Annotated in this window: 11 protein-coding genes; all 11 read left to right on the forward strand. The window is 31.3% G+C overall.

The features are described 5' to 3' along the window. Positions 1-115 precede the first annotated feature (115 nt). The 11 genes from SJY27_RS05410 (at position 116) to SJY27_RS05460 (ending at position 12,403) form a co-directional block, all read left to right on the forward strand. Positions 116-1,948 carry a wax ester/triacylglycerol synthase family O-acyltransferase gene (locus SJY27_RS05410; protein ID WP_397447243.1) on the forward strand — a complete coding sequence of 611 codons (1,833 nt, stop codon included), beginning with the start codon at positions 116-118 and terminating at the stop codon, positions 1,946-1,948. Beyond that, positions 1,948-2,889 (forward strand): lysophospholipase, encoded by a 942-nt coding sequence (locus SJY27_RS05415; protein ID WP_397447244.1) that lies wholly within the window; start codon positions 1,948-1,950, stop codon positions 2,887-2,889. The genes SJY27_RS05410 and SJY27_RS05415 overlap by 1 nt, the downstream gene beginning before the upstream one ends. Positions 2,890-2,892: 3 nt before the next feature. Further along, a complete protein-coding gene (locus tag SJY27_RS05420) occupies positions 2,893-4,053 on the forward strand; it encodes an alpha/beta hydrolase (RefSeq protein WP_397447245.1) in 1,161 nt (386 codons plus the stop codon). A 2-nt stretch (positions 4,054-4,055) separates the two neighbouring features. After that, a complete protein-coding gene (locus SJY27_RS05425) occupies positions 4,056-7,295 on the forward strand; it encodes an HAD-IB family hydrolase (protein WP_397447246.1) in 3,240 nt (1,079 codons plus the stop codon). A gap of 19 nt (positions 7,296-7,314) precedes the next feature. Next, complete coding sequence (locus SJY27_RS05430) at positions 7,315-8,316, forward strand: NAD(P)H-dependent glycerol-3-phosphate dehydrogenase (protein ID WP_397447247.1); 1,002 nt, start codon at positions 7,315-7,317, stop codon at positions 8,314-8,316. Between the two features lie 11 nt (positions 8,317-8,327). Beyond that, positions 8,328-8,846: a hypothetical protein gene (locus SJY27_RS05435; RefSeq protein ID WP_397447248.1), complete on the forward strand. Its 519-nt coding sequence runs from the start codon at positions 8,328-8,330 to the stop codon at positions 8,844-8,846. Positions 8,847-8,925: 79 nt separating this feature from the next. Further along, a complete protein-coding gene (locus SJY27_RS05440; RefSeq protein WP_397447249.1) occupies positions 8,926-9,729 on the forward strand; it encodes a bacterial transcriptional activator domain-containing protein in 804 nt (267 codons plus the stop codon). Positions 9,730-10,135: 406 nt separating this feature from the next. Beyond that, positions 10,136-10,393: a hypothetical protein gene (locus tag SJY27_RS05445; protein WP_397447250.1), complete on the forward strand. Its 258-nt coding sequence runs from the start codon at positions 10,136-10,138 to the stop codon at positions 10,391-10,393. A gap of 74 nt (positions 10,394-10,467) precedes the next feature. Next, positions 10,468-11,304, forward strand: coding sequence for a hypothetical protein (locus SJY27_RS05450; protein ID WP_397447251.1), 837 nt, complete (start codon positions 10,468-10,470; stop codon positions 11,302-11,304). 25 nt (positions 11,305-11,329) lie between these two features. Next, the gene (locus tag SJY27_RS05455; protein ID WP_397447252.1) at positions 11,330-11,620 is read left to right on the forward strand and encodes a hypothetical protein; all 291 of its coding nucleotides are present in this window, start codon (positions 11,330-11,332) and stop codon (positions 11,618-11,620) included. Positions 11,621-11,740: 120 nt separating this feature from the next. Next, a complete protein-coding gene (locus SJY27_RS05460; protein ID WP_397447253.1) occupies positions 11,741-12,403 on the forward strand; it encodes a TetR family transcriptional regulator C-terminal domain-containing protein in 663 nt (220 codons plus the stop codon). Position 12,404 lies beyond the last annotated feature (1 nt).

Raw genomic sequence — 12,404 nt, forward strand, 5'->3', positions numbered from 1 at the left:
TCTACTTTTAACACTATAAAATGTAATTGAAATTAATTATCTTGCAAAATAGCGAAAATTCAGTATCAATTTTTGATGAATTCGCATTTTTAACACCACAAATCACGATAGATAAATGCCGAAAAAAGTAATTCAAGATTTTTTAGATAATGTTTTAGACGATTCTATACAACAAATTTCTGGTGCTGATGCTGCATTTTTATATGCAGAATCTCCTTCGAGCCCAATGCATATTGCTACACTTACTATTGTAGAAGGTTCTTTAAAATTCGAAGATTTTAAAGCAATCGTAGCTTCAAAATTGCATTTGATACCGAAGTTTAGAAAACGATTGCTAAATGTGCCAATGAATTTAGATTACCCTTATTGGGTAGATGATCCTAATTTTGATATCGATTTACACATCAACAGACAAAAACTACCAGATCCAAGCAATTGGAAAACATTAAGGGAAACTACTTCTTCAATTTTTAGTAGTCCTTTAGATTTGCGAAGACCTTTATGGTCAATGACTTTTATTGAAGGTTTAGATGAAGTGTCTCAAGTACCTAAAGGTTCTGTAGCTATCGTTGCAAAAGTACATCACGTAATGATTGATGGTAGCTCTGGTGTGGGAATTATGGGGTTATTGTTTGATAAAAATCTAGAGGATAAAGATAAACCGATTCCAAAACCAAAACCTTTTGAGCCAGATGAATTGCCAGATGAAATCAATTTATTGTTAAAAAGTTCGCAAGGATTTTTAAAAAACCCATTAAGAATACCAAAACTGATTGGAGAAACTGCGTATTCATTTATCAAAGGAAATATCAAAACCCAAATCAGTTTAAAAAAACCAATAAAAAATAAATTTTCTACTCCGAATACTATTTTTAACGGTACTGTATCACCTAAAAGAACTTGGGGTACAGCTATTTTATCGTTTGAAAGAATCAACACACTTCGTAAACTTATGAACGTAAGCGTAAATGATATGATTTTAGCCATTTGTGCTGGCGGAATTCGTAAATATTTACAAGAAAAAGAAAAACTACCTGTTCAACCATTAGTGGCAAATGTTCCGATTTCTATTCGTGTAAAAGGCGAAAAACAAGAAATGAACAATCAGATTTCGAATATGTTGGTTCGTATTGCTACGCATATAAAAGATCCTATTGAGCGTTTAGAATATATTCAAGAACAAACCAACAGAGGTAAAACAAGACATAAAGCTGTGGGTGCAAAAGCACTTGCAAAAATGGCAGACGCTGTACCTTTTGGTTTGGCAAATTTAGCTGCTGGTTTGTACAGCAAATACAATATTAAAGAGTTTCACAGACCTCCTTTTAACGTAACCATTACCAATGTTCCTGGACCACAAATGCCTTTATATTTAAGAGGTCATAAAATTTTATCCATATTTGGATTAACTCCAGTTTTAGATGGTTTTGGTTTGATAATTGCAGCCTTTAGTTACAATGGTTTGGTTTCAATCACCACAACTTCTGATGCCAAAACAATGCCTGATGCAGATAAATTTTCGAGATACATTCGCGAATCTGCAAACGAATTAGAGGAAATTATTTTATCCAAAGGAAAACAAAAAGATGCTGTAAAAGTGCTAAAATCGAAAAGTACTCCGTTTTTTACAGCGTTCAAAAAGTTTTTAAATGCTGATGAAAATTTAAGAAAAAAACATATTGGGCTTTATGATTTTAAGTTGTCTTTAGGTGATGATACTGTAAATTATCAATTAGATATTTCAGAAAAAACAGTTTCAGTTCGTAAGATAAAAACATCCAAACCTATGGTAATTATTGCTATTGATGATGAGATTTTAATCAACTTATACAAAAAGAAATTGTTATTAGATGAAGTATTGATTCAAAGTCGATTAAAACTCTCTAGTTCGAAAAAAAATATAGATAAATTTCACAAATTATTGACAGACTTTTTAGAGAGTAAATAATGAAGTGTTATAACAGTACATATACTTCTTTTGATGGAGAAGAAATTTTCTATTATAACTGGAAAGTTAAAGAAGATGAAGAAATAAGAGGAATTGTTCAAATTTCTCACGGAGTTGGCGAACACGCAGGTAGGTATAAATGGATAGCTAAAAAATTAGTAAAACAAGGATACGAAGTATATGCTAACGATCATCGAATTCATGGAAAATCTGCAAAAAGTCACGATCATTTGGGTTTTTATGATGGTGAAGATTATTTTGCTGATGCCATTTTAGATATGAGAAAACTCACGGAAATCATCAAAAATGAACATCCAAACGAAAAAATAATTTTGCTTGGGCATAGTATGGGTTCATTATTGAGTAGAGATTATATTACTGAATATGGAAAAGATTTTGAAGCGTTAATTCTATCAGGAACAGCAAATTTCATGAAAGGATTGGGTTCTTTTGGAATGCTAAGTGCAAAATTTTTAAGCAAACTAAATGGAAAACATAGAAGCAACGAATTGCTGAAAAATTTATTTTTTAATCAATTTAATAAAAAATTTAAACCTAATAGAACTAAGGTAGATTGGATTAGTAGCGATGAAAAACAAGTCGATAAATTTGAAGCAGACCCTCTGAGAATTGAGGATTTTTCGTTGAGTGTTTTTTTAGACATCTTAAAAGGAAGTAAAAAAATAAGTAGGCCAGAAACTTTTGAAAACACACCTAAACAATTACCTATTTATATTTTTTCTGGGGATAAAGATCCTGTTGGAGAAATGGGAAAAGGTGTAAAAAAAGTAGCAAAGAATTACAAAAAATATGGTGTACAAGATGTTACGCTAAAATTGTACAAAGGAGGAAGACACGAAATGTTAAATGAAGTGAACAAAAAAGAGGTTCAAGAAGATTTATTAAACTGGCTCAATGCAAGAATTGAAGCCAAAAATTAAAGTATGGAGAGTAATAAAATAGTATATACATCATTTTCGAAATTGGCAGTGGCAATTGCAGTTTCTCAGGGATCTACATTGCCAAAAGCTAAAAAGTTAATCATACAAAGTTTTGAGAGACATCCTTTTCAAAAAGAGATTTCTAAAATCATTAAAAAGGTAAAACTTGATAAAGAAAACTTGAACATCTTGAGCAACGAATGTATTTCAATTTGCGAAGATTTTGGACCTGATAGAGATTACATCACTTTAGTGTTATTGTTAGAAAACATATACAAATTAGAAGATTTTGAGGCTGTTGAAAAAGATACTATTTTAAATATCATCAACAGATTTAAAACTGCAATTGAAAAGATAAATGCCAATATTCCTGCTCCTCCACTATTCAATGTAATTTTAGAAACGCGTGCCATTGCAGAATGGACCTCTATGTTTTGGTTGTATCCTTTTATACCCAAACACAAAAGCGAAAGAGCAAAACCTGTTTTATTAATGCCTCCTTATTTAGGGAATGACAATTCAACCACCTTTGTACGAAAATATTTAAAATCTTTAGGTTTTAAAACCTATAAATGGGAATTAGGCGTAAATATGATCAACTCAAAATCGCTCCCAAAATTGATTGAAAAACTAGATGAAATTTTTGAAAAACATCAAGAAAAAGTCAGTTTAGTTGGCTGGAGTGGTGGTGGAATTTTCGCCAAAATTATCGCAAATCGTTTTCCAGATAAAGTAGAACAGCTCATCACAATAGGTTCTCCTGTTTGGGGAGTAAAAAATATGAAAACACCAATTATCAAAACCTTAGAATTTGTAAGAGGTGCAAAATTGAGAGAGCGAAATGAAAAGTTTATCAAAGAATTAGAGGTTATTCCAGAAGTTCCCATCACTTGTATTTATACCAAAACGGATGGTTTAATTCCATGGAAAAACTGTATGGAAGCTGAAACGTATAGAGATGATATTAGAAATGTAGAAGTTTTTGGCAGTCATTGTGGTTTAGGTGCAAATGCAACTGTGTTGTTAACTGTAGCAAATGCTTTGAATGCAAATATTGAAGCGACCAGTAAAAAATCCATCATTGAAAAAGTAGAAACATTATTTTTTCCAAAATTTTGGGAACAAAAAGGCGTATCGAAATTCACAAATCTTTTTTTTAGTTGATTATGGAACACAATTTAAAAAATATTGTCAGTCATCCTAAATTCATAGAAAAGCTTTCTTCAATTGCTAAAGAAGAAGCTATAGATTTGACTGAAGTGCAACAAAAAGGAGAGGAATATATCAACGAATTGTACTCGCAACAACATCCTATAGCCAATATGTTATCTGTAAAAGGCTTTCAATTTATGATGTCGAAAGCTTACAATAACAAGATTGATATTGATCGTCAAGAAATTAAAAAATTGATGAAACTAATGCGTCAAAATTCGGTTGCCTTTATTTTAACGCATAAAACCTATTTAGACACTGTGGTTTTAGTAACCACTTTAGCACGTTATGGAATGCCAATTCCATATACTTTTGGAGGCATCAATTTGGCATTTCCAGGTTTTAAACAATTGGGTAAAAATTCAGGGTTGATATTTATCCGTAGAAGTTTTAAAGAAAATCGAATTTATAAAGTTGCTTTACGTCATTATATTTCTTGTATGATTGAAAATGGCGATCATCTTACTTGGAATATAGAAGGTACTCGTTCACGAACAGGAAAAATCGTCTATCCACAAATGGGCATTTTAAAGTACATTATGGAAGGTGAAAAAGAAAGCACCAGAAATATTAAATATGTACCAGTTTCTATTGTCTATGATTTGATTCCTGATGTGAAGCAAATGACGGAAGAAGGCAAAGGAAAAGAAAAGAAATCTGAAGATGTAAAAGCCTTTCTAAAATACTTTAAAAAGTTAGGCAACGAATATGGAAAAGCCGCAATTAGATTTGGTGAACCTGTGGATGCAACTGCACATCATAATGCCATAATTCCAGATATTGAAGAAGATAGTTATTCAGACAAAAATACCTTACCTCGTTTTGCTTTTGAATTGATTCACAAAGCAAATATGATAACACCAGTAACCACAGTTTCACTAGTTTGTAATGTGTTGTTGAACAATTTTGCATTGACTAAGAGCGAAATTGAATTCAGTGTTATTAAATTGATGAATTACATTGAACAACGCAAAAATGATGTACTCATAGAACGTGGAAAAAGCATAAGTGCTTCCGTACAAAAAGCGTTGAATTTATTAAAAAGTTCTGGCATTGTTCAAAAAAACAAAGCAGGTTACAAAACCAAATACACCTTAAATGCATCAGAATTTTTACCTGCAACCTATTATGCAAATATGGCATCTGCCCATTTGTATCATAGAGCGTTTATTGAAATGGCTTTGGTAAAAATCAAAGATGAAAAAGAAAACAGAATTCTGTCTTTTTGGGAAGAAATTATGCGTTTGCGTAATTTATTTAAATTTGAATTTTTCTATACCAACAAACCACAATTTAGCGCTGAAATTGAAGCTGAATTGAATTTATTTGATAAAAACTGGAGAGCAATTATCAATGATCCTAAAGGTAATGTTGAAAGTTTACTTGCAAAACAAGAATTATTTGTTTCTAAAGGATTGCTGTTAATTTATTTAGAAGCCAACAAAGTAGTCTGTAAAACGTTACAATCTTGGGATTTAGAGGATGAATTCTCTGAATCTGAATTTATTGAATTATGCTTATTTAAAGGCAAAGAATTACATTGGAAAAATAGAATCAGCAGATTAGATAGTGTTTCCAAACCATTTTTAATTAGCGCTTTACGATTGGCTAAAAACAGTAAATTAGTTCCTATTGATAATAAAATCGATTTCAAACAATTAGATATTTGGATGGAACTGTTAGACAACTTAACAGAACGATTGTACTTCTTACAAAAATTAGAATCTGAAAGCATTAAAAAATCAAAGAAGAAAAATGAGGAGGAAGAAAAAGTACCTGGAGCAGAAATTGAAAGCATCACTCAAGATGTTTTAGATGAAGAAGAAGGACCACATATTGCTGCTTTTTTTGATTTAGATAGAACGTTAATCAATGATTTCTCAGCAAAACAATTTGTAAAATCGAGGTTCTTAAGCGGAAAATCAACACCAAAAGAAGTATTATCCCAATTTGTAACCTTAATTGCTTATGCCATTGGAAATCGAGATTTTGAAACCTTGACAAAAATATCTGCTTTAGGCGTTAAAGGCATCAAAGAAAAACAATTTACAGATTTAGGAAAAGAAATTTTTAAAGATCATTTGGCTTCTACTATTTATCCAGAATCGAGAACTTTAATCAAATCGCATTTAAAAAAAGGGCATCAAGTGGTTATCATTTCTGCTGCCACTCGCTATCAAGTAAAACCAATTGCGGACGAGTTGGGTATCAAAGATATTTACTGTACAGAAATGGAAGTGAAAAAGGGGAAATTCACAGGTATCATTTCTGAAATGTGTTGGTCTGAAGGAAAAGCTAGAGCTGGACGTAAATTCGCCAAAGCCAATAATATCGATTTATCAAAAAGTTTCTTTTACACAGATAGTATTGATGACTATCCTTTATTGGAAATCGTTGGAAAACCAATTGCCACGAATCCAGATAATAAATTATCTCAATTAGCTTTCGAAAACGATTGGAAAATTCTTCGTTTTAAAGTCAACACAAAAAAACCCTTAGTCAATGGTTTAAGAACAGGCTTGGCAGCTGCAAGTATGTATCCTTCAGCCTTAAAAGGTATAGTAAAAGGAGCCTTATCCATGTCACAAAAAGAAGGTATAAACACCACTATTGAGAGTATTGGAGATTTAGGAACTAGACTTGCAGGTTTAGATATTAATGTAAAAAACAGACACAATTTAGTCGATCATAGACCAGCTGTTTTCTGTTTTAATCATCAATCTTCTGCCGACTTTTTCATCATTTTAAAATTGTTGAAAAAAGATGTTACTGGAGTTGCAAAAAAAGAATTAGAACTCACTCCTTTTGGCCCTCTATTTAAAGCAATGGGTGCAATTTTTATAGATCGTTCTAACAAAAAGAAAGCCATTGAATCAATGCAAAAAGCAGCAAATGTTATTAAAAATGGAACTTCTGTAGCTATTGCTCCAGAAGGAACCAGAAGTGGTAGTAAAAAATTAGGGAAGTTCAAAAAAGGAGCTTTTCATTTGGCAATGAAAGCAGGTGTACCCATTGTTCCAATCGTGATTAAAAATGCGTATATGGCAATGCCAAAAGGTAGTAAAATCTTTAAACCCACACATATTGAAGTGGTGGTTTTAGATCCTGTGGATACTTCTGAATGGAAACCAAAACATTTAGATACCTATATTGAAGAAGTACGAAATTTGTATGTAAAAGAGTTAGAGAGTTAATCACCATAAATCAAAAAAAATGAAACTACAAGTAGGCTTATTGGGTGGTGGTTCTTGGGGAACAACAGTTGCTTCATTAACTGCAAAAAATACGGATACCATAATTTGGGCGAGAAACCAAAATACTGTTGATGAAATCAATCAACATCACACCAATCAAAGATATTTACCTGATGCTAAACTCACTGAAACGCTTGTCGCTTCAAATTCTATAAAAGAAACTGTAGAAAATGCAGATGTTATTGTTTTAGGTGTTCCGTCTCAAAACATGCGTCAAGTTTTAGAGGAAGCAAAACCTCATATAAGGCCTTGGGTTCCCATTATTAATTTGGCAAAAGGTTTGGAGATGAGCACAAAAATGCGAATGACCGAAATTATTGAAGAACTCATGCCTGGTCATCCAGCAGGTGTTTTAACAGGCCCTAATTTGGCGAAAGAAATTCATTTTGGTAATGCTGCTGCTGCTGTAATTGCCATGGTTGACAAAACAATTGGTACAAAATTACAATCCATATTCAGCTCAGGTCTTTTTAGAGTATACACCAATACTGATGTTATTGGTTGCGAATTGGGTGGCGCTTTAAAAAACATTATAGCTATTGCTACAGGAATGGGTGATGGAGCCAATGCAGGCGATAATACACGTGCCGCAATTATTACAAGAGGTTTAGCTGAATTGACTAGACTTGGAATTGCAATGGGAGGCAAACAAAGAACGTTTTATGGTTTGGCTGGAATGGGCGATTTAGTCGCGACTTGTTCATCATCAAAAAGTAGAAATCATCATGTTGGTTTTCAATTGGGTAGAGGAAAAAGTTTAGAGCAAATTATTAATGAAATGAACGAAGTTGCAGAAGGTGTAAAAACTGCAAAAGTTGTGATAGAATTGGCTAAAGAATATAATGTAGATATGCCAATATCTGAAGAGATTTACAAGGTTTTATACGAAGGAAATACAGTAAATGATGCCTTTAAAGGGTTATTAAAATATGAAGTTGGCTCTGAAAAAGAGCCAGGTTAAAATTTGAAAAAATGATAAAAAAACAAGACCAAAACGCCTCTTTTATGGTGCGTTTTAATCAGCAGATTTTTGAAGAGAATGGCGATTCAAAAATACAATGGCGTGGAAAAATTACACACGTTCAAGATGGTGATGAAAAACGATTTTCCGATTTTAATGATGCACTTACCTTTATACAAAATAAATTGTCTGAATTGACAGAACAGGCAACAAAACACGAAACTTCAGAAAAACAAGAAAGTATTTTAGACAAAAGTCTTTCGATGTGGAAAACCATAAAAGATGTTGGCCCTAAAGTAATTCGTGATACGATTAAAGATCCTAAAAAACAATTCTCTCACCTACAGGATGAAATACAGGATAAAATTACCATTATTGGCGATGAAATTTCTGAGAAAGTACAAATTGATGAATGGAGAAATGCTTCAAGATCGGACTTTAATAAAATCCAAAATCAGATTGAAAGTTTATCATCTGCAATTGAAAAATTATCTAAAAAAGTCGACACTATAAAAAAAGATAAAGTTTGATAAAACTATACCTTTCAGGTTTTAAAAACCTGAAAGGTATAAGCAAACCAAAATCGGTATAAAAAAATCATATGTTTTTATGTTAGACTTTCTTCAACAACTCAATGAACTAAATTCCTTTTGTAAAAATGCATTAATTCGCATTGAAACATTAGGGAATTTTGTGGTATGGAGAAATCAACAAAAAATAGAAAATAAAGAATGGGGAAGAGACAAAACCATTCAACTACTTCAGTATTTAGTTTCTTATCGCCAAAGAAATGCGCTACACAAAGAAAAAATTATGGACAGTCTTTGGGAAGATTGGAATGATCGTGATTTTAAAGTCGCTTTACACGGAATAAACAAAACGCTAGAACCTAACAGACCTTCACGTACTGAACCCATTTACATCATCAGACAAGGTGTAAGCTATCAAATTGATTTAGAAAAAGTTTGGATTGATGTTGAGGCTCTAGAAAAATATATCATCATTGGTAATAAAAGTTTTGGATGTGATAACCAAATTGCAAAACAAGCCTATCAAAATGCAATTCAGCTCTATAAAGGTTCTTATCTACCCAATCGTATTTATGAAGATTGGACATCCGAAGAAAGAGAAAAATCACAACTTCTTATTTTAGGAGCTTATATAACCTTAGCAGAAATTTTGTTGGATGAAAATCCGTTAGAAAGTATTCGTTTGGCACAAAACGCCTTGAATATTGACAGTGCTTGGGAAGACGCTTACAGAATACAGATGAAAGCCTATATTGCCAAAGGAAATCGTCCACAAGCTATAAAAACGTATATGAAATGTGAGGTAATATTAGAGGAAGAATATGGAATTTCTCCTTTACCTGAAACGAAGAAATTATTACAAGAAATTGAGAGTATTGGTTAGACACGAATTTCAGAATAAAATTTCGTTTTTGTCATTTCGACCTTGTGGAGAAATCTCATTAACAAACTAAGATTTGTCAACTACGTTTCACTTCGTTCGAAATGACACTATGAACTTAGAAAAGCTGTAATATAAACTTTATAATTCGAGTTATATTTTCCTTCACACAATTAAAACTCTCAACATCATTCTGAGCTTATCGAAGAATAAATTAAGAGTAAAAAAGTCTTCGATAAGCTCAGACTGACATTCGTTATTACAAATAATATCTCTGAAGGTTAAGAAGTGTTTTCTTTTAAAAGCATTTGTGAAATCCATGAAATTAGTACCTAAATCTTTTTTGTAACTCATCTGTAACTCCCACAACCTATGTTTGCATAAAAGTAAACAAGTAAATGTATAAATGATGAAAACAATATCAGCAAAAAATATAAAAAAACAGGCTTTAGAAATTAATAAGAAAGCTTTAAAAACAACAGAAAAAACAGTTTTGAGTTCTTATGATAAAATTGAAAAAGTTCAAAATAAAACAGATGAACTTTTAAAAAAAGGATTTCAATTTTCAGAAAAACAACAAGATAAATTCTTCGATAGTTTAGAAAACGGAAAAAAAATGATCTGGAAAAACTTGAATAAAACCTTAGATTTTTTCAGCAAAAACTAAACTGTAACTCATCTGTAACTCACAGATTTTATATTTGCAAAATCAAATTTTCAAAAAAAATAAAGACATATATTATGGCAGCAAAAAATAAAAAACAAGATAAATTAGGAAAAGCAAAAGCAATCGTTAGAAAAATTAATGGCGATTTAATTGATGCTTCATTCAACGCTATAGAAACTACTGTAAAAACAGGAGAAAAATGGCAAAAATTAACAGCTAAATTGGTAAAAAAAGCAGAACCATTGACTAAAAAACAAATCAATATGGTTGTGGAAACTGCAGAATCTATCAAGGGTCAATTAGACAATAGTACTGAGCGTTTAAAAACATTAGTTGGTTATGACCCTGCTATGTTAGAAAATGCAAAGAAGCTGGTAAAAGAAAATCCTTTAGTTGAAAAAGCAGAGGAAATGAAGGAGAAAGTTGAGAAAGAAATAGCTAGCAACAAGTTGGTAAAGAAGGCAGAAAAAATGTCTGAAAAATTGAAGAAAAATATTTCTGAGACGCTTGACGATGTTAAAGAAAAAATCGAAGATTATGCAGAAGATGCTTTAAATACCGTAAACGAAAAGTTAGACGATGTTAAACCTTCAAAAACTAAAAAAACAACCATGAAAAAAGTAGTTAAAAAAGAGGTTACTGTAGAAGAAAAAATTGTGGTAGAAAAAGTAGAAGCCATAGACGATTTAAAAGTGATTAAGGGTATTGGACCCGTTTTAGAAAAATCGTTAAACGAGCTAAACATTACTGCATATAGCCAAATTGCCACAATGACTATTAAAAATATGACCACGCTTTTAATAGATGCTGGCATCAACGCAAAAATCTATGATTTATCTGGCTGGAAAGCACAAGCTAAATTAGCTTTAAAAGGTGATATGGAAGCTGTAAAAAATTGGTCTAGAAAGTAAATAATAATCGATAAAAACTTGAGTTATGGCAACTAAAAAAAATAAAAAAGTAGATTTTACTAAAAAGATAGAAAAAAAACTTAATACTGTAAAAATTTCAGCAGCAAAAGCTAACGACTTTGCGTTAAACGCAACAGAAGAAGTAGTTACAGAAACAATTGAAATTGCAAGTCAGTGGCAAAAAGTTACTGAAAAAGCCTTAAAAGGTGGTGTACAGTTACTAAACAATCAGCAAAATATAATTTTTGACACTTTAGAAACCTACAAAAAGCACATTGTAAGTGGCAAAAAGAGATTTCGCAAAGTATTTGCTTAATAAATTCCCTACTATTTAAGACAAAACCAAGTTAAAATTTAACTTGGTTTTTTGTTTTTAAAGAAGTCTTTTTTCTTTTAACGATAAAACGTTTCGTATTTTTGTAGTATATATTTTTCTATGGCAAAAAAGAACGAAACCTCTAAATTAGACATCCTTACTTTGTATATGGATTTGGTTGCAGAAACTAAAACAAGACCTGATGATGTAGACCATTTTTGTGAACAAGTAGAACTAGATACAGATATTTTTTACAAACATTTTAAATCGTTGAAAAAAGTTGAAAAAACAATTTTTAACGAACTTTTTAAAAACTCTTTAGAAGTTTTAAATGAAAGTGAAGAATTTGCTTCTTTTGATGGTAAAAACCAATTGCTAAGTTTGTACTTTACGTTTTTTGAAAACTTAAATCTTAATAGAACGTATGTAGAAGTTGTTTTAAAAGGATGTAAAAATCAACTTAAAACCTATAAAACATTTTCTACCTTAAAGAAAAGTTTTATTCAATTTGTAGATAGCTTGTCGTTAAACGAAAGCATTTTACCTATTGATGGTTTAGAAAAATTTCAATCGAACCTCATCAGTCAATCTGCTTGGATTCAAATGATCATCACCATTAAATTTTGGTTAGATGATACGTCTGAATCTTTTGAAAAAACGGATATTTTTATCGAAAAATCAATCAATACTAGCTTCGAATTAATAGAAAACAAATTCCTCAAAAATGTATTTGACCTAGGGAAATTTGTGTACAAAGAAAAATTCCAAAAAAACACGGATTAAA

The sequence above is a fragment of the Polaribacter sp. R77954 genome (assembly GCF_044595335.1).
GTDB lineage: Bacteria > Bacteroidota > Bacteroidia > Flavobacteriales > Flavobacteriaceae > Polaribacter.